The sequence below is a fragment of the Bacteroidia bacterium genome, from assembly GCA_040880525.1.
Taxonomy (GTDB): domain Bacteria; phylum Bacteroidota; class Bacteroidia; order CAILMK01; family JBBDIG01; genus JBBDIG01.
The window spans coordinates 21,863-48,679 of the sequence record JBBDIG010000026.1; the positions used below are offsets into that span (position 1 = coordinate 21,863).

General features: G+C 45.3%; 22 protein-coding genes and 1 pseudogene. 12 read left to right on the forward strand and 11 right to left on the reverse strand.

Going from position 1 to position 26,817, the window contains the following annotated elements; translation table 11 throughout:
• Positions 1-28: 28 nt before the first annotated feature.
• The 4 genes and pseudogenes from rnhA (at position 29) to gltX (ending at position 4,408) form a co-directional block, all read left to right on the forward strand.
• Positions 29-493 (forward strand): ribonuclease HI, encoded by a 465-nt coding sequence (gene rnhA / locus WD077_07410; protein MEX0967049.1) that lies wholly within the window; start codon positions 29-31, stop codon positions 491-493.
• Positions 494-750: 257 nt separating this feature from the next.
• A pseudogene (rhuM, locus tag WD077_07415) lies at positions 751-1,179 on the forward strand (RhuM family protein).
• 197 nt (positions 1,180-1,376) lie between these two features.
• The gene (locus WD077_07420) at positions 1,377-2,660 is read left to right on the forward strand and encodes a lysophospholipid acyltransferase family protein (protein MEX0967050.1); all 1,284 of its coding nucleotides are present in this window, start codon (positions 1,377-1,379) and stop codon (positions 2,658-2,660) included.
• 221 nt (positions 2,661-2,881) lie between these two features.
• Positions 2,882-4,408, forward strand: a complete 1,527-nt coding sequence (gene gltX, locus WD077_07425; GenBank protein ID MEX0967051.1) for a glutamate--tRNA ligase — start codon at positions 2,882-2,884, stop codon at positions 4,406-4,408.
• 167 nt (positions 4,409-4,575) lie between these two features.
• Here gltX and WD077_07430 read toward each other — a convergent pair whose 3' ends face one another.
• Positions 4,576-5,163, reverse strand: a complete 588-nt coding sequence (locus tag WD077_07430; protein ID MEX0967052.1) for a YdeI/OmpD-associated family protein — start codon at positions 5,161-5,163, stop codon at positions 4,576-4,578.
• A gap of 144 nt (positions 5,164-5,307) precedes the next feature.
• Between WD077_07430 and WD077_07435 the strand changes: the two genes are divergently transcribed.
• Genes WD077_07435 through WD077_07445 form a run of 3 tightly spaced genes read left to right on the forward strand, consistent with a single transcriptional unit; the run spans position 5,308 to position 8,098 of the window.
• Positions 5,308-5,850: an RNA polymerase sigma factor gene (locus WD077_07435; protein MEX0967053.1), complete on the forward strand. Its 543-nt coding sequence runs from the start codon at positions 5,308-5,310 to the stop codon at positions 5,848-5,850.
• Positions 5,851-5,853: 3 nt separating this feature from the next.
• On the forward strand, positions 5,854-6,759 hold the full coding sequence (locus WD077_07440) for a hypothetical protein (protein MEX0967054.1): 906 nt from the start codon (positions 5,854-5,856) through the stop codon (positions 6,757-6,759).
• A gap of 19 nt (positions 6,760-6,778) precedes the next feature.
• Complete coding sequence (locus tag WD077_07445; GenBank protein MEX0967055.1) at positions 6,779-8,098, forward strand: TlpA disulfide reductase family protein; 1,320 nt, start codon at positions 6,779-6,781, stop codon at positions 8,096-8,098.
• 12 nt (positions 8,099-8,110) lie between these two features.
• On the opposite strand, the gene WD077_07450 is transcribed toward WD077_07445, so the two are convergent.
• The 4 genes from WD077_07450 to WD077_07465 form a co-directional block, all read right to left on the reverse strand.
• Positions 8,111-8,338 (reverse strand): hypothetical protein, encoded by a 228-nt coding sequence (locus WD077_07450; protein MEX0967056.1) that lies wholly within the window; start codon positions 8,336-8,338, stop codon positions 8,111-8,113.
• Positions 8,322-9,212 carry a sterol desaturase family protein gene (locus WD077_07455; protein MEX0967057.1) on the reverse strand — a complete coding sequence of 297 codons (891 nt, stop codon included), beginning with the start codon at positions 9,210-9,212 and terminating at the stop codon, positions 8,322-8,324. Before WD077_07455 ends, WD077_07450 begins: the two co-directional genes overlap by 17 nt.
• Before the next feature lie 46 nt (positions 9,213-9,258).
• Positions 9,259-9,663, reverse strand: coding sequence for a rhodanese-like domain-containing protein (locus tag WD077_07460; GenBank protein ID MEX0967058.1), 405 nt, complete (start codon positions 9,661-9,663; stop codon positions 9,259-9,261).
• A gap of 249 nt (positions 9,664-9,912) precedes the next feature.
• Positions 9,913-11,838 carry an alpha/beta fold hydrolase gene (locus WD077_07465; protein ID MEX0967059.1) on the reverse strand — a complete coding sequence of 642 codons (1,926 nt, stop codon included), beginning with the start codon at positions 11,836-11,838 and terminating at the stop codon, positions 9,913-9,915.
• A gap of 256 nt (positions 11,839-12,094) precedes the next feature.
• On the opposite strand from WD077_07465, the gene WD077_07470 reads away from it, so the two are divergent.
• Positions 12,095-14,743: a DUF5686 and carboxypeptidase regulatory-like domain-containing protein gene (locus WD077_07470; GenBank protein ID MEX0967060.1), complete on the forward strand. Its 2,649-nt coding sequence runs from the start codon at positions 12,095-12,097 to the stop codon at positions 14,741-14,743.
• A 66-nt stretch (positions 14,744-14,809) separates the two neighbouring features.
• On the opposite strand, the gene WD077_07475 is transcribed toward WD077_07470, so the two are convergent.
• The 4 genes from WD077_07475 to WD077_07490 form a co-directional block, all read right to left on the reverse strand.
• Positions 14,810-15,757: an NAD(P)-dependent alcohol dehydrogenase gene (locus WD077_07475; GenBank protein MEX0967061.1), complete on the reverse strand. Its 948-nt coding sequence runs from the start codon at positions 15,755-15,757 to the stop codon at positions 14,810-14,812.
• A gap of 128 nt (positions 15,758-15,885) precedes the next feature.
• Positions 15,886-17,850: a tetratricopeptide repeat protein gene (locus WD077_07480; protein MEX0967062.1), complete on the reverse strand. Its 1,965-nt coding sequence runs from the start codon at positions 17,848-17,850 to the stop codon at positions 15,886-15,888.
• A 113-nt stretch (positions 17,851-17,963) separates the two neighbouring features.
• Positions 17,964-18,386, reverse strand: coding sequence for a hypothetical protein (locus tag WD077_07485; protein MEX0967063.1), 423 nt, complete (start codon positions 18,384-18,386; stop codon positions 17,964-17,966).
• A 13-nt stretch (positions 18,387-18,399) separates the two neighbouring features.
• Positions 18,400-19,044, reverse strand: a complete 645-nt coding sequence (locus WD077_07490; protein MEX0967064.1) for a response regulator transcription factor — start codon at positions 19,042-19,044, stop codon at positions 18,400-18,402.
• A 248-nt stretch (positions 19,045-19,292) separates the two neighbouring features.
• On the opposite strand from WD077_07490, the gene WD077_07495 reads away from it, so the two are divergent.
• From WD077_07495 to murF, 3 genes are all read left to right on the forward strand, one after another.
• Positions 19,293-21,050: a long-chain fatty acid--CoA ligase gene (locus tag WD077_07495; GenBank protein ID MEX0967065.1), complete on the forward strand. Its 1,758-nt coding sequence runs from the start codon at positions 19,293-19,295 to the stop codon at positions 21,048-21,050.
• 158 nt (positions 21,051-21,208) lie between these two features.
• A complete protein-coding gene (locus WD077_07500) occupies positions 21,209-22,336 on the forward strand; it encodes a ferredoxin--NADP reductase (protein MEX0967066.1) in 1,128 nt (375 codons plus the stop codon).
• 95 nt (positions 22,337-22,431) lie between these two features.
• Positions 22,432-23,718: a UDP-N-acetylmuramoyl-tripeptide--D-alanyl-D-alanine ligase gene (gene murF / locus WD077_07505; protein MEX0967067.1), complete on the forward strand. Its 1,287-nt coding sequence runs from the start codon at positions 22,432-22,434 to the stop codon at positions 23,716-23,718.
• Between the two features lie 167 nt (positions 23,719-23,885).
• On the opposite strand, the gene WD077_07510 is transcribed toward murF, so the two are convergent.
• Complete coding sequence (locus tag WD077_07510) at positions 23,886-25,088, reverse strand: hypothetical protein (GenBank protein ID MEX0967068.1); 1,203 nt, start codon at positions 25,086-25,088, stop codon at positions 23,886-23,888.
• A gap of 301 nt (positions 25,089-25,389) precedes the next feature.
• Between WD077_07510 and WD077_07515 the strand changes: the two genes are divergently transcribed.
• Positions 25,390-26,049: a TylF/MycF/NovP-related O-methyltransferase gene (locus tag WD077_07515; protein MEX0967069.1), complete on the forward strand. Its 660-nt coding sequence runs from the start codon at positions 25,390-25,392 to the stop codon at positions 26,047-26,049.
• Positions 26,050-26,083: 34 nt separating this feature from the next.
• On the opposite strand, the gene WD077_07520 is transcribed toward WD077_07515, so the two are convergent.
• Positions 26,084-26,767, reverse strand: coding sequence for an FkbM family methyltransferase (locus WD077_07520; protein MEX0967070.1), 684 nt, complete (start codon positions 26,765-26,767; stop codon positions 26,084-26,086).
• Positions 26,768-26,817: the final 50 nt, after the last annotated feature.

The following is a 26,817-nucleotide window of genomic DNA, read 5'->3' on the forward strand; positions in this document are numbered from 1 at the left end:
CTCAACCCTATCAAAACTGAAATTCCAAATGGCCAATCCTCCTGTAGTTATATATACTGATGGTGCTGCACTCAATAATCCCGGACCTGGTGGTTACGGTGTCGTCATGAAATACGGCACGTTACGGAAAGAATTGAGCAAGGGCTTTAAAAAAACCACCAACAACCGAATGGAACTTCTTGCCGTAATAGAAGGATTGCGGGCACTGAAGAGGCCGGGCCTAAATGTGGTCATCTACAGTGACAGCAAGTACGTGGTGGATGCGGTTGAGAAAAAATGGGTCTTTGGATGGCAACAGAAAAATTTCAAAGGCAAGAAAAACCCAGACCTGTGGCAGGAATTCCTGAAGGTATATCCGCAGCATAAAGTTACTTTCAGATGGGTAAAGGGCCATGCCGGCAATATTGAAAATGAGCGCTGTGATGAATTAGCCACCACCGCAGCAGCACAATCCGCGTTTGAAACAGACTTTGGATACGAGCAAGGAATTTGAGCCAAAGAAAAATTTATGATTTGAAAGGATAGGAGCTAATATTTTGAAACTTAAATTTTTATCACCCTGAAAATTTGCAGGAACCAGTAGATTTGAGTTTCCGTCATTAAGTTGTGAGAACGTCATATTTAGATGTGTTTAAAAGGATACTTCATCACAGAAAATATTGGTCGCTAGAATTTGAGAATGAAAATGGAGCCTGAAAATGAAATTGTAGCAGAATGAAATCCACCGAAGAAACTTATTAACAATTTATTATTGTGAGCAGCGAAATCCAGATTTATCAAAATCCAGACGGCAACATCAAGATAGATGTTCGCTTAGAGGAGGAAACTGTTTGGTTAACCCAAGAACAGATGCAAAATCTGTTTCAGAAGTCTAAAGCTACTATTAGCGAGCATATTACAAATGTTTTTGAAGAAGGAGAATTGGATAAAAATTCAGTTGTTCGGAATTTCCGAACAACTGCATCAGATGGTAAAAACTATGCTACCAATTTTTACAATTTAGACGTTATCATTTCGGTAGGCTATCGTGTAAAATCTGTTCAAGGTACTCAATTCCGAATTTGGGCAACCCAGCGTTTAAAGGAATATATCATCAAAGGCTTTACGCTTAATGATGACCGCTTTAAGTCGGGCAGTTCAATGAACTATTTCAATGTGGATATTAAAAAACTTAAAAAGAATGATTAGTGCTTAATTATTAATGGTTAAGGAAATGAGAGAGAACTCGCAAGCGAAATTTCCTGATTGGTGCAAAAGAGAAGACATAAAATCCGCTTTGAAAGTCGGATTGATTCTGACCGTGGATGAACACGGCTTTAGTGATGGAATCGCCTTGCAATCCGCAGCTCATACCATAGTCCGCTAAATACCCACACGTGTTCTACCGGCTGCTTCAATTCTTCCTTAAATGGTCGCTACACTTTTGGTTCAGCCGATTGTACTGGATCAATGAATCGAACGTGCCTGAACGGAAACCGATTATTATCGCTTCCAATCACCCTAATACGTTCATGGAGGGCATCGTTATGGGATTTAAGCTTAAACGGCCTGTCCACTATCTTGCCCGGTCCGATGCGTTCACTTCTCCTTTCGCGGCTTGGTTGCTGGGTTTGCTGAAGGTTATACCCATTTACAGACAACAGGAGGGGCCGGATAACCTCAGCAAGAACGAAGAGGTATTTGCCCGTTGCTATGAGATACTGGCGAGAGGCGGAGCGATCCTCATTTTTCCGGAGGGCTTGAGCCTGATAGAAAAACGGCTGAGACCGCTAAAGAAAGGAGTTGCCCGCTTATCATTCGGTGCAGAGCAGTCCCGGCAGTGGCAGCTTGACTTACAGGTGGTACCGGCCGGGTTTACTTATTCAGAGGCGCAACGTTCTTTCTCCGAACTGCTGGTAGCTTTTGGCCCTCCCATTCCTGTCAGGGACTTAAAGGGTGAATATACAGACAACCCGGCCAAAGCCATCAATAAATTTAATGAGACACTGGCGGCAGAACTCCGTAAGCTGATCGTAGAGATCCACAATCCCGCGCAGGATCTGCTGGCCGAGCTTCTGTTCCGGATTTATCGAAATGAGGAAACCGATAAGTGGAATCCACATGATCCGGAACGGTTGAGGCAGCAACAGGCACTGGCAAGCCGGCTAAGGGAAATTCCGGCTACCGTCCTGGCCGAATTGCAGGAAACAGCCGTGCAATACACTGATTTATTACGAGAATGCAGGTTGGCTGATTCTCATTTCCCTAAAGGGACTGCTTCACCAACCTTTGAACTGCTGATCGGAGCCCCGCTCTTTCTGGTGAGCGCATTTTTTGCGTTCCCTCCGTTTTTCGTGGCGGGACAAATTACCGCAAGCAAGGTTAAGGATCCCGAATTCCTGGCGCCTGTACATCTCGTCCTCGGATTACTTCTCTACCTGTTATGGGTTGCCATTATCGGTATTATGTCATTTTACGTTTCATGGCCATTGGGTGTCACTGCCATCCTTTTCTCGCTAAGCGGATTATATTTTCCCCGGTATAGGCGCATATTCAGGCTGGCATCAGCAAGGAGCCGGTACGCAATCTTATTGAAAAAGCAGCCTGAAGTTGTTGCGACACTCACGGAGCAGAGAAATCAGTTGAAGCAGTTTATCCTGAAAACGTTGGCTAAAGATTGACCAGCCATTTTTGTCATGAAAAATTATCAGGAAATTATTTACATAGAATTCCTGCCAGTAAATTTTTCTCCTGCTATTAAATTCCAAAAATCAAAACATTATTTAAATAGCAGGATTAATTATTTGAGATTATAAAGTTTAAACAGAATATTTAAAATTATGCGGAAACCGGTAAACGCAGGCAGCGCTTACCTTTGTGAACCCATTTAAAAGCCAGGAAAATGAGCAGAGAAGTCAGGGTACGATTTGCGCCCAGCCCTACCGGGCCATTGCATATTGGAGGTGTCAGGACGGCCCTCTACAATTATTTGTTTGCTAAAAAGAATAAAGGACATTTCATCCTCCGGATAGAGGATACTGACCAGAACCGCTACGTAAAGGGTGCAGAAGAATATATCCGGGAGGCGCTGCATTGGGCAGGCATCCATCCGGATGAAGGACCGGACGCTTCTGGGCCATTCGGGCCGTACCGCCAAAGCGAAAGAAAGGAACATTACGAAGAATACGCAGAAAGAATGATCGCGGAAGGCACGGCTTATTATGCATTTGATACTCCGGAAGATTTGGAAGAGATGCGGGATCGCATGAGCAAGGCGGGGGTTCCCAACCCGAAATACGACCACGTGAGCCGCGAATACATGAAAAATTCCCTTACGCTGCCTGCTGATGAAGTGAAAGCGAGGCTATCGAACAATGATCCTTACGTGATTCGGATTAAGGTGCCGCGAAAGGAAGAAGTACGGTTAAAAGATATGATCCGAGGTTGGGTTGTGGTGCAGAGCGGACAGCTTGATGACAAAGTGCTGTTTAAGAGTGATGGTATGCCAACCTACCATCTGGCCAATATTGTGGACGACCACTTGATGAAGATCACGCACGTCATCCGGGGGGAAGAATGGTTGCCTTCCGCACCGCTGCATGTGCTGCTTTACCGCTACCTGGGCTGGGAGGAGACGATGCCGGAGTTTGCACATCTTCCGCTCATTCTGAAGCCGGACGGCAAAGGAAAACTCAGCAAGCGGGATGGCGCAAAGGGTGGATACCCAGTGTTTCCGCTCAACTGGAAAGATCCTGAAAGCGGGGAGACCTTTACCGGCTACCGCGAAAGCGGATATTTCCCCGAAGCTATGGTGAATATCCTGGCCATGCTTGGCTGGAATCCGGGAGATAACCGCGAAGTATTCTCGATTGATGAACTGATTGATACTTTCTCTATAGAGAAGGTGAGCAAGAGCGGGGCGAAATTCGACCCTGAGAAGGCGCGGTGGTACAATCAGCAGCACCTGCGCCATAAAGACGATATGGAATTGGCTCACAGCTTCAGGCCAATTCTTCGTGAGCAGGGCGTAGATCCTGAGATGGAATATATTGCAGCAGCATGTGCCCTCATCAAGGAAAAGGCTTCGTTTATTAATGAATTTTGGGAAATGGGCAGTTTCTTTTTTAAGGCTCCTGAAGAGTATGATCAAAAGGTGATCGAAAAGAAATGGAATGCTGAAGCGCTGAAATTCTTCGTCCGGCTGAAGGAGAATCTTTACAACCTTTCTCATTTCACAGCAGAAGATATTGAGAATACCTACAAATCCACGGCTGACAACATGGGGGTAAAGGGCGGCCAGTATATGCAGTTGTTTCGCGTACTCGTGTCCGGCCTCAGTTATGGCCCGGCTATTTTCGAGATGATCTCGTTACTGGGGCAAAAGGAGATCGTGCAGCGGCTGGATGCTGCAATTGAGCAGCTTCAATAGTGCGGGATCCAAACGTGTTTAGACACAAAGGCACTATGACACGAAGGGTTTTTTTAGGTGGAGATGTAAAGGTTTAGACACAAAGGCACTATGACACGAAGTAGCACGAAGGTTTTTTATTGGGGTTTTAGACACGAAGGCACAAAGTATCACTAAGGGTTTTGATCTTATTTATATTTGTCGTGGAGGCCGATATTCTGCTTTATTAAAGGAATTATTTTTTCCTGCCTTTTTTTGCGGGTTTCTTCCCGCTTTGCCTGTAGCAGATATTCGATGAATTCGTTTTGGCGAGCCGGGGTAAATCGTGAGAAGGCATCTTTTAATTCTGCATCCTTAGCCAGCGCCTGCTTAAATCCTGCGGGCATTTCCAGTGGTTTCTTCTTTTCCGGCTTCAATTCTTTTCCTGCAAGTTGGTTGGCGATAGCTTCCTCTACATATTCACGGACCAGGTCGGCATCGGCCCGTAAGTCATCAAACGAGTTAAAACGCCATTGACGCATAGCTTTAGTCACGCCTTCCTGCGCATTCACCAGCTTATTCTGCCTGTCTTTCAGAAAAACGCCCTGATAAAACCACAAACCCACATAAGACTTAAAAGCCCCGATTCCGAGTACGTTTTTATTATTAATTACATAAACCGGCATGCCCCATTTTACGGTTTCCTGTAATTCGGTTTCCTGAAGAATGCTGCGAAGGAAAATCAGCGCTTCCTCCCATGTTTTGTTTTTGGCGATGTATCCATCTATAGTTTTCATTAACCCGGAAAATTTCGTGTAAAGAAAAATTACTTCTCCTGCCAAAATTAGTGGCTTCAGGATACAAATGTTTTAAGGTATTGAACTATTTTCAATTCATTTGCGACTTTTCCCCGGGCTAAAAGCACTTATAAAGAAAGGCGATTGTTGGAGCTTCAAGATTCAGGAACTGATACAGCCGGAAAGGCAAGCAGGAATGCAGAATTCTTCCGTTTGTATAAGCCGCTTCACAGTAAAGTAGAGAAGTACGTTTTGGCCACAACAGGCAATGAGAATGATGCACGGGAAATATTGGCCCAAACCCTCCTGGCAGCAGTGCAGGGCTTTCCAGGATTGCGGAACAGGGCGGCCATATTAGGTTTTCTGATTGGGATTGCTTCCAGGGTGCGAATGAAGTATTACCGGGAGGCAAGAAAAACATCGGGCCTTGAGGAAGTGACGGCCAGGAATGAACAGAGTGCTGAGGAGCCTTCTGCAGGAGTGGACGTCCATATCCTCTCAGAGGCACTCGACCAGCTTTCGGAAAAACAGAAGGACGCAATAGTGCTTTTTGAGATCTCTGGTTTTTCAATAAAAGAGATTGCAGAAATCCAGAACTGTGGCCTTTCGGCTGTGAAATCGCGGCTGGTAAGAGGCCGGGAAAAATTGAGACAGATATTGACAGACAAAGAAACCAATCGAAGATAGAAGATGGAACATCCTGATATTCTGGAGAAGTACTTTGCCGCAGTGCGTGATGCCCCCAAAGTAATGGAAGTAGATAAGGCTGCGGAAATCATTTTTCGTGATCAACTAGTCCAAACCAAAGGGCCGGTTTCACTTCAGCAGTTGGCTATATGGGCCGTTGGTTCGCTCTCGGTTTTGCTCATTGTCGGCCTTGGCGTTTGGGCGTATTATGAATACCATGCAACTGAAGTCGCGTCTCCTGATGTCAGGGAAACTTTAGCTGTCCTTGATTCTGCGGAGAATAATCAGGAACCTGTTTTTGTGATAAACCCAATACAGGGGGATTCACCGGATGGAAATATGGATTCGGAAAATGAACTTCAGGATAGAGGAGCAACATCTTTTCCCAGGGATAATTCTATGAACACCGGAAATCCATATTATATTCCCAATCAATGGTACAACTTCCGTTCTTCGGTAGGATCTCAATATAAAGAAAGCATTGGTGTCAAACTATTAATAAATAACCGGAAGGAATTATTATTCAGCCGCCATTTTGATTTAGACCCGAAGCAGGGAGACCGGGCAGCAGTTTACTTTTTCGGCAAAAAAGAGAACATAAGCATAAATGTACTTTCGGATGGTAAAGTGCAAACAACCTTCAACCGGGGTGAATTTCGTTTTATACCCTTTATTGAATCTGAGTATGTTGATGTAAATATCGGTGATACACTAATACTCTTGTGTGATAACGATCAGGAATCGCGCTGTATGATAAAGGAAGAAACCCCTAACCGCCTGATGTTTCATTCTTCTGTGGCCTCGGGGGCTATCCTCGTTAAGGGTCTCAACAAAAAATCAATTCATTTATCACGGAAGCAGAAGCTTGCTTTTGGTGCCGGGGGTATCATTGTTCAAATTCCCAATTAGCCAACAAAAAACATTAGCTATGAAAATTTTCATCTTAATTGCAATTGCCTTCTTTTTTTCTCTTAATGCCTATTCTTTTGAATTTTTAATTTCAGGAAAAATCTCAAATTCAAATGGTGAGGCAAAATTTACAGCGTATACCACAGCCAATCCGGATGTGGTATACGCAAAAATAAATCGCTCCGGTGAATTTTCAATTAAAGGAAGTTTTCCGGTACCAACGCGAATGATGCTGTCTTACGAAGATGATTCCCTGGAATCAAGCTACGAGCTATTTCTCTTTGAAAGTGACACCATTGATGTACAAATTAATGCGCAAACAGGCGATTGGAATTTGACAGGTGTTTCGCCTCTGTCAGAAAATAGCTATGAGCACGCTAGTACATTTTTCAGGATCTTTAGAAATAAGTATGGAGATACTGATTCCACTTTTAACCTGATGGAGGACAGCCTTATAACTTTCCTGGGAGGTGACGATTTGGCAAAAGTGGCGGCCAAATCTTTTAAACTGTTTTATATGAACCTGATGGTAACGCGGGAAATGGAACGCATCTATGATATTTATGAAATGGACGATCTTGTTGCACTTCCTAAAAATGAACAAGCGTATTCGGGCATGATGTGGTATAATCAAGTCATAGTTGATTATAATATGAAAAACATAGTTGACTCCCTCAAGCAAGGTCAGCAGGATTCCAACTATTCCCCACAATTTCATACTATGTTATCAGAAATTGAAAAAAGAGAAGCAATGTACCCCTTCCCAATCTACCTGGATATGAAAAGCAGGAGTTTTTATTATTATGATGATGCGGAAGCTTCTGAAAATGAACGGAGGCAATATATTACAACCCTTGAAAAATTCCTGAAAACTTATCCTGATTATGTTAACAATGCATCATTGGAATCGAGATTAAATTCAGTGAAGTATTCTTTGGTTAAGAAATCGGCACCTGTATTTGAACTCGTGGATACCAATGGCATATCGCATAAGTTTCCGCAACTAAATGGAAAATACATATTGCTTGACGTTTGGGGGAGCTGGTGTGCGCCATGCCGTTTCTACAATAAACATTTGGTGAAAATGTATTATGAGATGAAGGATAGTTTGCCCATTGAGTTTGTAAGCATTGCTTATGACCAGAATTTGGAGGAATGGAAAAATGCCATACGAACTGACAGCCTTGCCTGGCAACAGCTTTTATATACAGATGAATTTGTGAAAAGTTATAATATTACGGTCTTTCCTACGATGTACCTGATATCCCCTGAAGGTATAGTGTTGAAGAAATCTACACAGATCAGGGAAGATGATATCCTGGAAATTGTAAAGAATTAAATAACTAAATTTTCAGGCAGCTTTTATTTTCCCGTACAATTTCATGCTCGCCAGCCGGAGGAGCAGCAGAAACGGAAAGCCGTGCATGAGGAAGTCCATCCAGTCAGTGAATTGCATTCCCACTGCGCCCCCGGCTATCCATTTGATTTTGCCCCAGAGATGGGGTTCTGGCGTGTAGGGCATTAGTCCCAAAGTGAAGCAAAGAAAGAGAATGATGACCCAATTATTCAGCGTTTTCATTTTTCCTGGTTCTTAAAGGATAAATAATTTGTTTGCCAAAATCTGCAGGATATTCCTCGTCTCCATCAAAGCCGAGTTGGATGTCGCGGCCATCATGCGGTATAGCTGCGGTCCTGAAAATATAATCCCAGATGCTGAGGCTGATGCCATAATTTACACCATACCGGTGGCCTTCAGGTATTTTCCGGGAATGGTGCCAGATGTGCATTTGCGGGTTGTTGAAAACGTACTTCAGCGGGCCATAATTCCAGCCGAGGTTTGCATGGTTCAGGTGGCCAATGGACATGGCGATGATATGCACAATAAAAAAATCGTCAAGCCCAAAGCCGATCATGGCCAGCGGAATGTACTGCACGCTTTTATAAATAACCGTCTCCATCCAGTGAAAGCGGAGATGCGCAGCAAAGCCCATTTCCTTTACCGAATGATGGAGCTTATGGAATTGCCAAAGCCACGGAACCCGGTGCAGCCAGCGGTGTACGTTCCAGTGGATGAAATCGGCCAGAACGAACATCGTGATAAGTTGCAACCACACCGGCCACTCCATCACTTCGATTGCTACAATATTTGTAATTCCGATCTGTGCAAGCAGGTCGTTAAAAAATTCTACAACAACATTTGAAATACCATTGTAAATAATAAGCGAGAAAAGGAAGAAATTAAAAAACATATAAAAACCATCCAGCCAGAAATCCCTGCGAAAAATGCCTTGTTTTTTCCGCCACGGAATTATGATCTCCAAAAGCCACGCGATAAGTGAAATGCCGATCAGCCAATAAAAGTAATTATGGAACCCCGGATCCAGAATTTCCCCCTTCAGGTAATTCCAGTATCCGGAATAAGAATCAAGAAATATATTGAAATAGCGTTCCATCTAAAACTTTATGAGCGCAGTTGCAGACTTTTTATGATAATTATAATTATTTCACTACTTCGAGGCCGGCCTTTTCCCACGCTTTAATGCCGCCTGAAAGATTATAAATTTCCTGAAAACCCATCGCATTTAATTTTTGGATGGCTTTACTGCTACGGGCTCCTGAAGCACAATAGATCAGGACGGGCTTCAACGTATCCAGTTTGGCTGCCTGTATTTCAAAATCGTTGCCCATCCAGTTTATTCTGCGGGCGCCTGCCAGTGTACCTTTTTCCCATTCGCCCGGTGTTCGTACGTCAACCAACTGCACGCCTTCTGTTTGTGCAATCATCTGGCTGAATGCCGCTGTGGAAATGTTTTCGGCCTTTCCTTGTCCTTGCTGGGCCTGCCCGGAGCACGAGAGGAAAGTAGCCATTAATACTGCGGATAATGTTTTTAATATTGAATTCATGGTCTGTTTGTTTAAGTTTATTTTTCTGTGGCCGGCTTCTACCATTTTCGCAAGCTACATCTTTTGATTTCAAAAAGCTTGCAGCTTGTCCACTCCGGTTACCGCTGGTAAAGCAAAGTACGATGGGCTAACCTTGTTTTCTTTATCTCATCCACCATATCCGGAGAGTTCGCAGTGGAATGTTCTTCGATCCCTCCACATGTCCTGCATTAGCCATTAGCAAAATGCCAATCGCCAAAGGGAAACGGTCTACAACTTCGCTCCGGCTGCTGTTTCTTCTTCGCCTTTCAGGTAGGTGTTCAGAAAGGTGAGGATTTTACCATAAGCTTCAATTTGGTTTTCCTTTTTTACGAAGCCATGTCCCTCGTCCTCGAAAAGAACATATTCTACCGGCACATCATTCTGGCGTGCAGCATCCACGATTTCGTCCGATTCAACCTGGAGCACGCGTGGGTCAGTGGCGCCCTGGAGTACCATGAGCGGCCGCTTAATTTTCTCTGCATGGAATAGCGGAGATATCCTGTGGAGACGGACTGAATCGGTGGCAGGGTCGCCCATTTCTTCATACAGCGCCTGCTTGAATGATTCCCACCAGGGCGGAATGCTTTGCAGGGTACGCAACCAGTTTGTAACGCCAAAGAGATTCACCCCTACATCAAACTCAGTGGGCGCGGAAGTCATAGCCGCCATCGTCATAAAACCGCCATACGAACCGCCAATGATGCCGATTTTGCTGCTGTCAATTTCAGGAAGGCCAGCCAGGTAGTTCTTGCCTTCAATTACATCCTGCAGATCACCTTCACCATGTTGCCGATCATCCATTTTGAAAAATGTTTTGCCATACCCGCTGCTGCCGCGATTGTTCACTGCCAGGATTGCATAGCCGTGGTTTGCTAAATATTGAATAAGAGGGAAGTAGCTCAGCCGCGATTGACCTCCCGGCCCGCCATGCACCCAAACCATTGCAGGCACGGGGCTGTCTGCAATTGCCTGGTGCGGCATGTAGAATATCGCAGGAATCTCGGTGCCGTCAAATGATGGATAGCGCACTACTTTTCCTTCCACCAGGTCGTTCAGGTCAATCTGCGGGCTCATGGTATTGGTGAGCCGGGTCGTTTCTCCTGTATTAAAATCATGTGCATACATGTTCGAGGTGGATTTGGACGTACCCGCATAAAAGAGCATTTTTTCTTCACTCGCTGAAAAGCGCACGGATTTGATCTCCCCATCGGCCACATCTGGAAATTCTAAGGGTTCATCATTTTCGAGGTCCTGAATTTTTACCACGGTTTTCGCATCCTCGTTTATGCCAATGACCCTGTATCTGCCCGATTCTGAAAGCGTGGCGTACATGATATCCCAATCTTCTTGCGCCACTTTTTCACGTTCGCCTGTTTCCATGTCATACCGCATCAGGTAAGCGAATTCATCACCTGTATCGGTGGTGTAAAAAAGGCTCCTATTGTCGCGGCTAAAATATACCGGAGTGTATCCGGCCTGCTCCTGGTCTAGCTGCGTTTTCTCCTTTGTGTTGCGGTTGTAGAGATAAAGATTATTATCGTTGGTGGTGATTGGCTTTACGAGGGCAAGATGGTTTTTATCATCAGAAATTTTCGAGACCTGAAGGTTTTCACTGTTTTCATAGATCAACTCAGCCTCCAGGTTTTCAAGCTCCATTTCATATACGTCCATAAATCTGGAATCGCGCTTATTGGATTGGAAAAAGAAACTGTTCTTATCCCTGCTCCAACCGAAGAAAGATGAGCGTGCTTCGGCTCCCGGAGTAAGGTCGCGGATGGTACCGTCTTCTTCGCGCAGATAAATATGGTAGATTTCGTTGCCATTATCATCACTGGAGAATAGCATTCGGTCATCCTTTGGAAAATAGGAAATTGCAAAAAACGAATTGCTGTCGGAGTCCGTGATCTGTGTATGTTCTCCACCTGATACAGGAATTGTGTAGAGATTATAGATTCCGGAGACATCCGTGGAGTAAAGTATCTTTGACTCATCATGAGAAAAACTGCCCCCGGAAACTGAGGCATTGTCCATGAATTGTTCTATTGTATAATGTTGAGAAGGTAGCACGGGCGTCTGTTGCACCTCCTGCTTTTCCTGCGGAGATGAGCATGAAGTGGCCAGCAATGCGATGCCACCATAAATCCAGTTTTTCATGTTTGAATTGGTTAAATGAATAAAGTTAATTTTCAGTTCAAGTTTAGGCAATTCTTTGTATTCAACATTTAAATTTACCGAAAAATTTTAGATGATAATGGATTGTGTTTGTGTTTTAAATTATTTATTTAAAATTATATTTATTTAAATTATTTTAACAGTTTTCTATTTTAAAATATGCAGGATTTTTTTAAAACAAGTTGTAACTTATCGTTCCTTCGCCCGTAGCGTATAGAACATCGGTAAATTTATCCCAGTGCGAAATATCCTTCTGATCGTATGTTACGTCTTTTTGATTGGCCTTCCGGCTGATGCAGCTTCCTTGCGGGGTTTAGTAACGGATACTTCAGGCGCGCCCATTCCCTATGCGAACGTGTACCTGAAGAACAATACCCAGGGAACCTCCTGTGATGCTTCTGGAAATTATTTGCTGAACCTGCGGGCCGGTGAGCACGCAGTAGTTTTTAGTGCAGTAGGCTATCGGCAGCATGAGGAGACGGTTTTCCTGGCAGAAGGGCAGACGCTGGTGCTGAACGTACAGTTGGAGGAATCGGCACTGAACCTGGGAGAGGCTGTGGTAACTGCAGCGTATGTGGACCGCGGTAAAGAGATCATGCGGCTGGCCCGGAAAAAGAGCCGGAATGATTTTGACGCTGTGGAGAATTACCGCTGCCAGACCTATCAGAAAATAACGGTGGAAATAAAAAAACCCGAACCTGCCGAAAAAGCAGAAGAAGATACCACCGAAACCGCAGTTGAGGATAATAATAAGAAAGAGGAAAAAGAGGAAAAGGACGAGAAGGACGAGAAGGAGAAAAAGAAAAAGAAGAAAGAGAAGGAGCCTACCGTGATGGACCGCGCAAGAGCCCAATTGAGTAAGATTAGGAAGATGCGGCTGATTGAATCAGTGGAGGAAACAAATTACCAGAAACCGGGAAAATATAAGGTTATAACGCAAGCCTGGAATGATTTCTCGGATGTGATGCCAGCTTATCGTGGCAGGAGCGTAAGCGTAGGGTTTAGCTATGGGGAGCCTGATATAGCAGGGGTTGGCCGGCAGTACGAAGATCCTTACCTCATCACTTTTAAACCGTGGAGTGCGGATTTTAACTTTTCGCGAAACCTTATCCATGCGCCCCTGCTGAGCCAAAAACCACTGCTATCTCCCCTGGCGGCTACGGCTGAGCTCAGCTACAGGTTCAGCCTTGATTCTTCGTTTATTGACAGCAACGGAAAAAAGATTTACAAAATCAACGTTATCCCGCTTTTTCCCGGTGAGGCTTTGTTCTCGGGTTTCATGCTCGTGGAAGATTCCACCTGGATGTTGCAGGAAGTGGATTTTTCCATTAATCCGGAAGCACTGATGTATTGCCGGGATTTTCGCATTAAGCAGCAATATGCAGCCTTGCAGTCGGGAATATCCATGCCCGTGAGTCGTGAATTCATTTATACCATAAAGGACGGAAGCGATTTGAGAAAAGGCCATACACTGGTAACTCACACTGATTATGAACTGAATACCGTATTTCCGCCCCGCTTTTTTAATAATGAGATACAGGCTTATGATGTTACGGCTTTTGACAAAGATTCCGCCTGGTGGAAAGATGTAAGACCCATTTCGCTGCGAGCCAATGAGATTGAGTATATCGCAGAAACGGACAGCTCACGGGACTATTTGATCAGCGATGCTTTCCTTGATTCGCTGGATGCAGAAATAAATAAGCTTGATATATGGGATTTCCTTTTAATGGGAATTTATCACCAGAACCACAGGAAGGGCATCCGCTACAATATTGATCCGCTGGTGGCGCAACTCAATCCGTTCGGCATAGGTGGCTACCGGCACAGGCTGGGCGGAGGTTTCAGCAAAGAATTCGAGAATGATTTCCTGCTGGAAACCCGCGGGTTCGTGGATTATGGTTTTGCGAACAAGGATGTGAAAGGAAAGCTTGGAGCCGGACTGACTTATGTGCCGCTCAAGTTTGTTCGTACCTATATTGATGTTGGCGATAACTATGAAGTGGTAAACAACTATGCATCGCTGAGCACACTATTTAGCCGGGCGAATTATGTGCGGTCACGCAGCATCAGCGTTGCGCAGCGAATGGAAATAGTGAACGGGCTTTTCGGTGAAGTTACGCTGGAATATGGACGGATGGATCCGCTGACGAATATGCAGCATGACGAATGGTCAGAGGTTTTGTATGGAGATTTAAATGAACCGGTGGATTTCAAATCCTACAGAAAATCGGAGGTGAGCATTCAGTTGAAATACCGGCCCGGCCAGAAGTATATGATCAAGCGGAATAAAAAGATCATTACCGGCTCTGATTACCCGGAGTTTTCGCTCCGCTACCGGAAAGGGATAAATGGCCTGTTCCAAAGCGAGGTGAATTTTGATTATCTGGAAGCCGGGGTAAACCATGAAGTGCAATTAAAGCGTTTTGGGTTTGGCACCTGGAATTTCCTGGCCGGTACATTCCTGAATAAAAAGAGCCTGCGCGTAATAGAATACCGGTATTTCCGCGGATCGGATCCATACCTCTTCTCCAATCCACTCACCTCGTTTCAGTTGCTCGGGCCAACGCTGAGCGCCTCCGGGCCGTTTCTGCGGCTCAACGGTATTTTTCATGACCAGGGTTATCTCTTCAATAAAGTTCCGTTGCTGAACAAAGCGCACCTAGGTCTTGCCGGTGGCGCTGGCTTCCTGGCTATTCCGGAGCAAAATGATTTCCGGCACGGAGAAATATTTGGCGGCCTGGAATGGATCTTCCGGATTAAGAAGCAATTATTCCGTGCGGGTTTCTATGCCGTTACATCTGAAAATACCATCGCACTCCCGCAACTCACCTGGAAATTCGGATTCTCCTTTTACAATGATTACAGAAGGAAGTGGGATTATTAGCAGAACAGGGAGTCCGGACAGAATTATTGCCTGGAATTGAACGCTATTATTTGGTAATAAAAATCACTATTCCGGCATTTCAATAATGATCTTACCGTTTGCATGGCCACTTTCGCTGTGCTTATGCGCTTCTGAAATCTCATTAAGCGGGTAGGTTTTCGCGATGGGGATTTTGAGCGCACCTTTTTCCAGCAATGCGCGCACCTCATCAAGATCATGATGATTGGGTTTCATCATAAAATATTTGCACGACTTTCCGGGCAGCACTTTGCTCAGCAACTGAAGCACTATGGCTTGCGGCTTTGGAAGCGTAGTAATGTAAACGCCATCAGAGGCAAGTGCCGGTGCGCAGGTGGTATATCCTTCTTTCGCAACAGCATCAAAAATAATATCCCAGGTATTTTTCCTTTCTGAAAAGTCCTCTTTATTGTAATCTATCACCTCATCGGCACCGAGCGCCATTACCATTTCCAGATTGGCGGTGCTGCATACGCCCGTTACAGTAGCTCCATAGTGTTTTGCGATTTGTACCGCGCAGGAACCCACACCGCCCGATGCACCATTGATGAGCACCTTCATGCCTTTTTTGATCTTGCCTTCATCACGCAAACCCTGCAGGGCCGTCAATGCTGCCATTGAGGCACCGGCTGCTTCATTAAAACTTATGTTATCAGGTTTCAGGATCAATTGATCTTCAGGAACAGTAACATATTCTGCATACGCTCCGCCTTTCAGCGACCGTACGATCCCGAAGACTGCATTGCCTTCGCCAAAGCGGGTTATTTTCTTTCCGGTACGCACCACCTCGCCAGCGAAGTCGGAACCCAGCGGCTTTTGATCTGCCTTGCCGCTGAGGGGCCGCAATTTTCCCTGTCGCACTTTGTAGTCCACCGGATTTACAGCGGCTGCTTTTACTCTCACCAGGACTTCTTTTTCACCCGGTTCGGGAATATCTTTTTCCTGCACCTTCAATACTTCAGGGGCGCCATATTCATCTATCAATACTGCTTTCATAGGTTTGCTTTTGTTCATTATCATTGAGTTTCATTTAACAATCTCAACTCTCTTTTGTGCAGAGAATGAAGAAAAATAATGATGATAATGAACCTGCAATTAATGTAACAGCAGGAAGAATTCCGAAGCTATGAAATGGGCAGATCAAGGAGAATGATGGTGCCGCTGCCGGGGGTGGAATCTATGGCTATGTTGCCGTTCAGTGCCTGCACTCTATCCCTCATGTTTTTCAGTCCAATGCCTGATGCGGTATTCTCTGAGCCGGGCTCAAAGCCCACTCCGTTATCCTCAATGATGAGATTCAGCGAATCTGCGCTGTAGTTGATGGAAATGGTGGCCAATTTAGCACGGGAATGTTTGATAATATTGCTGGCTAGTTCCTGAATGATCCGGTAAATGGCTACATCCCGGCCATTCTCCAACTGCTTTTCCCTGCCGTTCACAATTACCTTAAGCCCCACCTTTCCGCTTTCGTCAATGGTGGCAGCCAACTCTCTGACGGCAGCGACCAATCCAAATTTGGTTACGGTTCCGCTCACCAGATTGTGCGAAATTTTCCTGACTTCGCGGCACGCATCATCAAGCAGGTTTGTTGCTGCATCGTATTCAGCTTCATGGGTTATCTTATCGCTGAGGGCGGCAAATCGTAATTTCACGGTAGCCAGCATACTCCCGAGGTTATCATGCAGCTCTTCCCCAAGCCTTTTTCGCTCAATGCTCTGCCCTTCCATCAGCGCATTGATCCGTAGCAGTTCATTTTTACGGATCAGGTCAAGCACCTGTTGCCGGCTTTCTTTTTCCTTTTGTTCGGCAATCGTGCGGTTATGTTTCATTCGCTGATTAAAATACAGAAAAGTGGCAATAGCCAGCAGAAAAAAGAGAACGGTACCGCCTGAGAAAAGCTTGTTTCTCATTTTAGCTTCAGAAAGATGCAGGGCTGATATTTCTGCTTTCTTTCTTTCAATCACAAGGCTGTCTGCCGTTTCTTTAGTCTTATATTGGGTTTGGAGTTCCACCACTGCCCGTTGTTTTTCTTCATTCAATATTGAATCTGAAAAAACAAGGTTCAGGCGTAAATAATGCAATGCGCTATCCGGCTGGCCCAGGTAAGCAAATACATTATGTAGATTAAAGGTTACCGCAGCCATTATGCGCAGATCTTTTCTTTTATTGGCAATTTCCCAGGCATTTAAATAGTATTCTTTAGCTAATTCATCCTGTTCCTGAAAATAAAAACAGTTGCCAATATTGTTATATAATTCTCCCATTGCATAATAATACCGGTATTGCCTGCTCAACGTCAAGCCTTCTTCATAATATTCCAGGGCTTTATCATATTCTTCCTGGATCTCATGCCAATTGCCCCAGTTTAAAAGAAGCACGACCAGCTTTTTATTCAGGTTTAATTCTTGGAATATATTTTTAGCAATAGAAAAATAATCCATTGCCTTTTCATGATCCCCGACCTTCAGCATGAGAATTCCCATGGCAGCATAGCTTTCTGCTTTAGCTACTTTGTCTTTTTGCCGGGTTGCGAAATCAAGGGCCCGTGAGAAAAAGTTTTCAGCCGCATTGGTATCATTGGTGTGATGGTGCAACTGGCCTAGCTGCAGCAACGTTGAATGCCGGATTTCAGGAGAGGTTGCCAGTTTATATGCCTCATAAAAGCTTTCCAATGCTTCGGGCCTTTTTTGAAGGTGCATATAAATTTGCCCCCGGACCAATTTGCAATAGGCAATTCCATTAGTGTCTGATTCTTTTTGATATATTACCAAAGCCTTATCCAGTCCTTTCCTGGCGGATATAAAATCCTGTTTCCGGAAATCCAAATAGGCAAGCCGGGACAAGGCAAAGGCTGAGACACCTTCGTTAATTTCAGCCAGGTGCATGGCCTGGAGAAGATAGACTCTGGCAATGCTGTCCTCATTTAACCGCAATGCCGTACGGACAATCCATGTGATATCATCCCTGATATTTTTCTCAGGCGCTTCGCGGAGCAGGCTAAGCAGTTCCACCGGGTTTTTCCGGTACAGCGAATCTTTGGCGGCCTCAGTGATCAGCAAGGAAGATTCAGCGTTACTGCCGGCCGCCATCCAAATCAAAAATAAGAAACAAAGGCTCCCTTTTAATCTTGGACTGGAATTAAACATTGGACATTTGAGATGTGGTCAAAATAGTCAGAAGCTGGAAAGGCTACAAGGAGATTCTAATTGCCATATTTACTCAAAGAAACCTGCTTTCCACGTTTTTTACCTGTATTGTCGGTTACCACAGCCATTACAACAGCAGAGGTTTGTCCTGTAAAATCTACAGTAAAATTATAGTCGGTCAATTGGCCATCGGTCCCGGTCATTTGGATGTCAACTTCATGGTAATTTTTTAGCGCAGTGGCCGGATTGACGGACGCAGAATGTCCGGGATTTTCTAACGGAACCTTCATGTGAATTTTTACTTGCAGCGGACTGATGAATTCGAAATAGGGCCACCATTCCACATAATCTTCGGGCGGATAACACTCATTGTTCATAAGATTGGAGTTTTTGTATTGAAATTGAGAAAAGATTTTTTTTGCTGCATATCCTAGGGCCCCTGCGCCAAGTATTACGCCTGCTACTTTTTTAGCTTTCATCTTTCGTAGTTGTTTAATGGAAATTATTTTTTAATGCCCATTTCACCAGTCCTGCTGTATTTTTCACGTTCACCTTCACCAGCAGGTTTTTGCGATAAGTATCAACGGTATGCGGACTCAACCCGAGTTGAGCAGCAATTTCGGAGGTAGTAAGTTCACCAAGGATGAGCTTTAGCACTTCCTGTTCACGTCCTGTAAGTTCAATGGGCTGCTCCTTTTCAGTTTTGGCTTGCTCGCTAAGCCGGTAACTGGCCACCAATGCACTCGCCACTTCGTTGGAAAAATAAGGATCTCCCTTTGAAACCTGATGCAGCGCCTGTATTAATTCCTGCTTGCCCGTATTCTTCATCATGTAGCCATTGGCTCCGCTATCAAGGATCGGGGTTACCGTTTCGGGAGCAAGATGCATAGTTATCATAATAATCTTGATTTCAGGGTTTCTTTGTTTCACCAGCCGGGTAGCTTCCTGGCCATCCATCACGGGCATCTTCAGGTCCATCAGGATTATATCCGGGTGTTCCTGATTATCCAGAAGGTCAACCGCTTCCCGGCCATTCAGTGCCTCGCCTGTAATTTTTATATCGTTAACGCCATTCAGCAAATTTTTAATGCCATTAATAAAAATTATATGGTCATCTACAATCCATACTTTGATCATTGTTATATTATGCTATTGGTTAAGGCTTTGGATAGTAATATGGGGAGAATTAAACAAAAGGAGTAAATAGCTGCACCTTACGCGATCAAATATCCGCAGCCCGAACGTTGATTTAAATACCTGCAAACAGTGAAAAGACATCCCTGAAAATGGGGATATAAAATTTCTGAAAACGTCAGGTCAGTCAGGCTATGTTGTTTTTCCTTATTTTTAGAGCGTGTTTCAACCTTGTTTAAAAAATTGATACTATGCATCCCGAACTACTCATTGACATTTTGCCGCACCAGCTTGAGGAAGGCTCCCATGAAATATGTATTGCAGCCAAAGAAGAAGGTGCCTGGCGCACATACAGCACCCGGCAATGTGCTGACATCGTAGAGCATGTGGCGTTGGGGCTTTTGGCCCAGGGCATACTTCCCGGAGATAAAGTAGCCATTATCGCGAATAATTGTCCGGAATGGAACTTCATTGATCTCGGGATCATGACGGCAGGCGCTATCACAGTTCCTATTTATCCTACGCTAAGCGAGGAGCACCAGGTGTTTATTTTTAATGACGCCAAAGTGAAAATCGTATTTGTAGAGAATGAGGAACTGCTGGCAAAGGTGGAAAAGCTGAAAATGCGCAAACCTGACCTGCAACATATTTTTACACTGGATAAAATACCCGGTGCTCGCCACTGGAGCGAAGTGACGGATGCCGCACAGGATAGCGGTAAAGAAGAACTGAAAAAACGCAGGCAGCAGATGAAACCTGAGGGTCTGGCTACCATCATTTATACTTCCGGAACTACGGGGAATCCCAAAGGGGTGATGCTGAACCACAACAACATTATCAGCAATCTCATAGGTGTGGCGGAGGTGCTTCCTTTTGACCGCAGCCACAGGGCACTCAGCTTTTTGCCGCTATGCCACAGCTTTGAACGCACCGTTTGTTTCTATTACCTGTACAGGGGTGTGTCAATATATTATGCCGAGAGCCTGGAAACCATAGGTGATAATCTGAAGGAAGTGAAACCGCACCTGTTTACTGCCGTGCCGCGCCTCCTGGAAAAGGTTTATGAAAAGATCATCAAAAAAGGATTGGAGCTGAAAGGTGTGAAGCGTGCCCTGTTTTTTTGGGCCGTTAAGCTGGGGCTGGAATATGATGACGAGGGGAAAAACGGTGGCTTGTACGCTTTCCAGTTGAAGCTGGCGCAGAAGATCATTTTCAGCAAATGGAAGGAGGCGTTAGGCGGGGAGATCGAAATTATCGTCACGGGTGCGGCTGCTCTCCAAATGCGGCTGGCCAGGGTATTTAGTGCGGCTGGCATAGGCGTGAGAGAAGGGTACGGCCTTACGGAAAGTTCGCCCGTGATTGCAGTAAACCGCAAGAACGATTTTAAGCTGGGAACAGTAGGACCGGTACTCCCCGGTGTGGAGGTGAAGATCCTGGAAAATGGCGAAATATGCGCACGGGGTCCCAATATCATGATGGGATACTACAACCAACCTGAGATCACAGCCGAGACTATTGACAGCGAGGGTTGGCTCCATACCGGGGATGTAGGCAGAATGGTAGATGACAAATACCTGAAAATCACCGACCGGCTGAAGGAGATCTTCAAAACTTCCGGAGGAAAGTATGTGGCTCCGCAGCCGCTGGAAAGCAAGATCAGCGAATCCTTTTTCATTGAGCAGGTGATGGTGATCGGGGAGAATGAAAGATTTGTGGCTGCGCTCATCATTCCGGATTTTACCTACCTGAAGGATTGGTGCGCGAGAAATAACGTGCTGTGCAATTCGCCTGAACAAATGATCAGCAGCAAAGCCGTGAAAGATAAGATCCAGCAGGAGATTGACCGCTACAACAGCGAACTGGGACAAACAGAGAAGATCAAGCAGTTCCGGTTACTGCCGAAACCTTTTTCCATTGATGCAGGAGAATTAACACCCACCATGAAGCTGAAGCGAAAAGTCATCATGGCGATTCATGCGGGGCTGATAGAGGACATTTATAAGGATTGAGGTATTGCCGGGAGTTTTTATAATGCCTGTTACCTGTAAAGTTTCATCACTTTTATACTTCTCAAAACTTCAGGCTCTTTTGGCGGTAAGGGTCTGTTCTGCTTTCTATCTTTGCGCCCGGTTTTTTAAATTTAAATTCCAAGCAAAAACAGGAGCCAATGGTACAATTCCACAAGCTGAAGGTGGCGAAGATCAACCGCGAAACGAAGGATGCCGTATCAATTCAGTTTGAGATTCCGGAAGAGCTGAAGAGCACGTTCCGGTATCAGCCCGGCCAATATCTCACGGTGCAGGTGGTGCAGCACGATGTGAAGCACCGCAGGGCATATTCGGTCTGTTCCAGCCCGGCCATGGGCGATCCGCTCACTATTGGCGTAAAGCGGGTGGAAGATGGCGTGGTCAGCACTTATTTGAACGATCATCTCCACGCAGGCGAAATGCTGGAATTCTATCCTCCGATGGGCAAATTCACCATTGCGCTGGATGAGAGTTTCAGGCGCAACTTCATCATGGTGGCTGGCGGCAGTGGAATTACACCTATAATTTCGCTAGTAAAGTCCATTCTTACCGAAGAGCCGCAGAGCCGTGTCTGGCTGTTCTATGGCAACCGCAACGAACACAGCATCATGTTCAAAAGCCAACTGGAGGAGTTGGAGAAGCGGTTCGATAACTTCAGCCTCACGCATATCGTGGATATGCCCCAGGAATCATGGAGCGGCCTCACCGGACAGATCAACCATGACATGTTGCGGGAATTGCTGAAGCAATGCACAGACATGGATCTCACCAGAGAAGCTGAGTTCTTCATCTGCGGCCCTACGGGAATGATGGAGCAGGTAAATGCCACCCTGCGCGAAATGCATGTTCCGAAGGAGAAGATACACATCGAATATTTTACCTCCCCTACACCGCTGGCCGATGAAATTGGTGAGCCGGAGAAAACTACTTCCAAAGCGGCTCCTGCGGAAGCAACAAGCGGTTTGTATGACGAAGAGTTTCCTTCAGACGGCCCGGTAAATCAGGTGAAAGTAATCCTGAACAACGAGACCACGATCATTCAGGTGGATGAAGATGAAAGCATTCTTGAAGCAGCCATGCGGCAGGACCTCGATCCGCCCTATGCCTGCCAGATGGGGATCTGCACTACCTGCCGTGCCCGCTGCAAAGCCGGGGAAGTTTTTATGGACGAGCGGGAGGGACTCACGGACCAGGAGGTGGAGGAAGGCTTTATCCTCACCTGCCAAAGCCATCCGAAAACTCCAGGCGTAGTGGTGGAATATGAGTAGGGGAGCAGCCAGGGTATTCTTTATCCAAATATTAAAAGGAAAGAAATAATCCCTTTTTGTTTTACCGGGTAGCATTTTAATAACTAAAATGGATTATGTCAACTTCCTCTCTCTACGAATTATATAAGCAAAGGGGCACCGTCAGCACCGATAGCCGGAAGATCATTCCGGACAGTATATTTTTTTCGCTGAAAGGCCCGGCCTTCAATGGCAATGAATACGCGGCCCAGGCGCTGGAGAAAGGAGCAGCTTATGCCGTGGTGGATGAAGCTGCGTATGCGAAAAGCGAACGATTCATCTTAGTGGAAGATGCCCTGATGGCATTGCAGGAGCTAGCCACATACCATCGCATGAATATGCGGCTTCCTGTGCTGGCAATTGCAGGCTCTAATGGCAAAACCACCACGAAGGAACTGTTGCAGCGGATACTCACAAAAAAGCTGAAAGTATTTGCCACCCCCGGCAATCTCAATAACCACATCGGGGTTCCGCTCAGCCTGCTTCAACTCAGGCCGGAACATGATATCGCTGTCATCGAGTTTGGTGCAAATCACCGTGGCGAGAATCGCCTGCTGGCAGAAATTGCGTTGCCGGATTTCGGGATCGTAACCAATGTGGGTAAGGATCATCTTGAGGGCTTTGGTGGTATTGAAGGCGTGAAAATGGCCAACAAGGAACTTTATGATTTCCTTGAAGAAAATGACGGTACCGCTTTTATTAATCAGGATGACGAAGAATTGAAAAAGCTGGCCGGCTCCGTAAAAGCAGTTTATTATGGCACCGGTTCAAAATCAAAATATAAAGGAAAGATCCTTAACCGGTTCCCGTTTCTGAAGGTGGCCATTAATTTTTATAATAAGGAAAAGGTGGAGGTACAAACGCATCTTTTCGGTTCATTCCATTTGCAGAATATCCTGGCTGTGGCGGCTATCGGTCATTATTTCGGAGTAGCTCCGGCTGATGTAGCAGAAGCGGTAGAAAGCTATAAACCCGATAACAATCGCTCGCAGGTGGTGCAATGGAAAGGCAACACCCTGATCCTTGACGCCTACAATGCGAACCCCAGCAGTATGCAGGGAGCGCTGGCTGATTTTGGTGACCACCCGCATCCCAGAAAGGCAGTCGTGCTGGGCGACATGCACGAACTGGGAGAAGAAAGCGAAAAGGAGCACCGTGAGATTGTGGATTTGTTGAAGAAAATAAACCTGCAAACCGTCATCCTTATCGGGTCTGAATTTAAAAAAGTAAAAAACAAACTGAAGTGCATTCATTTTCCGAATGCCGGGAAGTTAAAGGCCTGGCTGGAGCGGCAGCAGTTCCATGACGCGCTGTTTTTCGTAAAGGGTAGCCGCGGCCAGCAACTTGAAAAGGCGTTTGAATAAAAAATTGTAACTATCATTTAAATAATGGATAAAAATGCTCGTCAGCCGTAAATTCCGGATTGATTGAAAACTGCAGGTACAGTTTTGTTTTTTTAATTGCGAATAGCAAATCCAAAAAAAACCCGGAACCATTGCTGATACCGGGTCTCCTTTAAAAAATAGACTAATTAAGGCAGAAAAATATCACATCCCCCGGTGCAGTCGCTGCTGGAGTTGAGCCCATTATTCTCGAAAGTATTACTGCTCAAAAGATCAACAATAGTTCCCGGGATGATGGTGGTGCCAGCTTCAACATATAGTCCCCAGCCGCCACTCATTCTTACCAGGCTGTTCTGCAGTTCGAGTTGCCCATTGTTGCTGTTCTGCAGCCAAATGCTGGAATACTCATAGGTACTGCTTCCGCCACCGTGGGCCACCTCTACATAGTGAAATTTGTTATGCGGATTATTGGAGTCAAATTCTATCACGTCCCAATAACTGTCCGTTTCCACTTCTCCGAGAAACCTGATCATATTCCCGTCAGTTCCCACACAATTCAACGATCCATCGGAATGTACTTCAATGCTGGCCGAGCTTCCCATCCGAAATGTGGTGCCGGGAGACACTATCACATCTGCTTCAATATCGAAATTGCCATCCATCAGGAAAGCAGCATTGGTTGCAGGAACGGTGGTGGTTGAGGCAAAGGTGCTTCCGCCTACGAGGATAAACGATGCTTCATTTTCGTTGTCGTAGTCGCTGGTTTCATCAAGACTGCCAATGTGGTTGGCGAAAATTGCCAGGCCCTCAGCGCCATTCGCAGAAAAAGTATTATTCGAAAATGCGGAGAATTCAGTTCCTGATTCTGCATATAATCCATGACCCATGCTGCCGGTGAAGGTGGTGTTATCAATGCCTACCTGTGCATTGTTGCTGTTCTGCAACCAGACCATACTGTTTTTATAAGTAACGCTGCCTCCGCCATATTCTATGCGGCAGTGGCTGAGCAGATTCTCAGGATTATTGGAATTGAATTCAAGTACGTCCCAATATCCTGCTGTGGCCTGAACACCGGTAAACACCACCGGCTCCGTAGCAGATCCTGCGGCATGGAGTGAGCCGCTGGACCGTACCTCTACACTGACGCCCGATTCCATCTCAATGCGCACACCTTCGGCAATCACCAGCGCAGCATCTACATTAATATTATTCGCGATGATATAATCAGGTTCATCCGGGTTGTCAACGCGGTTCTCCCAGGTTGTATTGGTGGTAACATCATCCTCAATTCTCATAGCCTGTGTGGGGTCCTCATCAGTTGGATCAGGATCGTCTTTTTTACAGGAAGATACCATTAGAAGTACTGTGAATAAATAAATTAACCTTTTCATGCTTAAAATTTTATTTAATTAAATGATTTTAAAACTGAATTAACAAACAGAAACCTGAGGCAAAGGTTCATCAAAATTGTCGTTTTTCAGGCATCTGACGCGTTTTTTAAATTGCAATCTTAACGATCGTTTCCTGCAAAATCAAATAAAATATTTGTTTGGATATGTAAGAAAAAATACATGTTTATGATTTTTATATCAGGATTTAATAATGGGTTTTTTTTGTGTGCAAATTAAGAGAGCAAAACTGCTTCATATTCCTTCATCATCTGCCGTAAATTTGTCGCCCTGAACACAACCTATGAATTTAAAAAAGGCAATTTACAAGGGTTTTAACCTGGCGAAACGGGAGCTGGTACCGCAGATGATGTACTTGGGCCGCGAGCGAAAACTGGATGTACATGGCGACTTCGTACGGGTTTCTTCATTGGAGTTGTGTGCGAATGAGATATATGCAAAAAACATTCAAGGGGCGGTAGCTGAGGTAGGCGTGTACCGGGGCGATTTTGCGGCTGATATTTCACGGGCTTTCCCTGACCGCAAGCTATTCCTGTTTGACACCTTTGAGGGATTTGACAGGAAAGATGTGGAAATAGAACGCAACGAAAATTTCTCTGACGGATCGCAGGATTTCTCTGATACGAACGTGGAACTGGTGCTTTTACGAATGAAGAATCCGGATAACTGCATTATCAGGAAAGGCTACTTCCCTGAAACGGCTGCTGAGGTGGATGAAACCTTCGTTTTCGTAAGCCTCGATACGGATCTTTACAAGCCGATCCTGGAGGGTTTACGCTTCTTTTATCCTAAACTCGCAACGGGGGGATACATTTTCGTACACGATTATAATAATGCCGAATACAGAGGAACGCAACAGGCTGTTCATGAATTCAGTGAGGAATTTAAAGTTCCTTATTTCCCGCTGTCAGACCATTGTGGCAGTGCGGTTTTTATGAAATAATCTCGCTCCGGATTACGGTACGGTTCAGGCAGCTTTAATCCGTATTTTTATTTGGAATAAAAAATACGCGGTTAGGAGAATTGTCAAGTTCTTCAAATGAATAATCCAGTGATTTGAGGAAACCGGCCACTTCCTCAGAATTCCCTTCTACGATGATGCGGGGATGGTCGCGTCTCAGGAGTTTTGCCATTCCCCTTAAAGCATGGATCTCGTGGCCTTCCACATCTATTTTTACCAAACTGACCGGCTGTGAAATATTCAGGGAATCAATGGAAATTGACATCACTGAAAGTTCCCCGCCCGCTTCCGTTACTTCTGCGCGGTAATAGTCAGTAAGCCCGGTATCAAATGTTGGAACTGCCATTTGCAGCATTTTCGTTTCAGTTGAGGCGGCTACATTGAGCAAGCTTATATTCCGGTGGCGACATTGCGAAGCGTTAGCTGCCAACAGTTCAAAAGTGGCGGGCACCGGTTCCAGCGAGATCACTCTTCCTGTGGCACCTGCAATCTCAGAAAATCGCACTGTATAATGGCCGATATTCGCTCCCACGTCCAGCACCCAATCTCCGGCCTTTATCCATCCTGCGAGCCTTGAAAACTCCGGCTCTTCTGTATAGAACCGACCTTTCTTTATCTTTCTGTGAAAATGCAGCCGCTTCAATTCCTGCTGGTATCGTTGCGGGAAATGACTTGCCAGCCTTTTGAGAAGATTGATCATTTAATTTATAATTATGCCAATTAAGTGAATCTCTGCAAATCTAATAATTG

What these genes read in the sequence shown, in the direction of transcription:
- WD077_07515 (MEX0967069.1), top strand. Translation starts at nt 25,390, where the DNA reads ATGAATTTAAAAAAGGCAATTTACAAGGGTTTTAACCTGGCGAAACGG.
- WD077_07460 (MEX0967058.1), bottom strand. Translation starts at nt 9,663, where the DNA reads ATGAATTCAATATTAAAAACATTATCCGCAGTATTAATGGCTACTTTC.
- WD077_07430 (MEX0967052.1), bottom strand. Translation starts at nt 5,163, where the DNA reads ATGAAAACTATAGATGGATACATCGCCAAAAACAAAACATGGGAGGAA.
- WD077_07485 (MEX0967063.1), bottom strand. Translation starts at nt 18,386, where the DNA reads ATGAAAGCTAAAAAAGTAGCAGGCGTAATACTTGGCGCAGGGGCCCTA.
- WD077_07465 (MEX0967059.1), bottom strand. Translation starts at nt 11,838, where the DNA reads ATGAAAAACTGGATTTATGGTGGCATCGCATTGCTGGCCACTTCATGC.
- gltX (MEX0967051.1), top strand. Translation starts at nt 2,882, where the DNA reads ATGAGCAGAGAAGTCAGGGTACGATTTGCGCCCAGCCCTACCGGGCCA.
- WD077_07500 (MEX0967066.1), top strand. Translation starts at nt 21,209, where the DNA reads ATGGTACAATTCCACAAGCTGAAGGTGGCGAAGATCAACCGCGAAACG.
- WD077_07475 (MEX0967061.1), bottom strand. Translation starts at nt 15,757, where the DNA reads ATGAAAGCAGTATTGATAGATGAATATGGCGCCCCTGAAGTATTGAAG.
- WD077_07480 (MEX0967062.1), bottom strand. Translation starts at nt 17,850, where the DNA reads ATGGCGGCCGGCAGTAACGCTGAATCTTCCTTGCTGATCACTGAGGCC.
- WD077_07490 (MEX0967064.1), bottom strand. Translation starts at nt 19,044, where the DNA reads ATGATCAAAGTATGGATTGTAGATGACCATATAATTTTTATTAATGGC.
- WD077_07445 (MEX0967055.1), top strand. Translation starts at nt 6,779, where the DNA reads ATGAAAATTTTCATCTTAATTGCAATTGCCTTCTTTTTTTCTCTTAAT.
- murF (MEX0967067.1), top strand. Translation starts at nt 22,432, where the DNA reads ATGTCAACTTCCTCTCTCTACGAATTATATAAGCAAAGGGGCACCGTC.
- rnhA (MEX0967049.1), top strand. Translation starts at nt 29, where the DNA reads ATGGCCAATCCTCCTGTAGTTATATATACTGATGGTGCTGCACTCAAT.
- WD077_07450 (MEX0967056.1), bottom strand. Translation starts at nt 8,338, where the DNA reads ATGAAAACGCTGAATAATTGGGTCATCATTCTCTTTCTTTGCTTCACT.
- WD077_07520 (MEX0967070.1), bottom strand. Translation starts at nt 26,767, where the DNA reads ATGATCAATCTTCTCAAAAGGCTGGCAAGTCATTTCCCGCAACGATAC.
- WD077_07440 (MEX0967054.1), top strand. Translation starts at nt 5,854, where the DNA reads ATGGAACATCCTGATATTCTGGAGAAGTACTTTGCCGCAGTGCGTGAT.
- WD077_07455 (MEX0967057.1), bottom strand. Translation starts at nt 9,212, where the DNA reads ATGGAACGCTATTTCAATATATTTCTTGATTCTTATTCCGGATACTGG.
- WD077_07510 (MEX0967068.1), bottom strand. Translation starts at nt 25,088, where the DNA reads ATGAAAAGGTTAATTTATTTATTCACAGTACTTCTAATGGTATCTTCC.
- WD077_07495 (MEX0967065.1), top strand. Translation starts at nt 19,293, where the DNA reads ATGCATCCCGAACTACTCATTGACATTTTGCCGCACCAGCTTGAGGAA.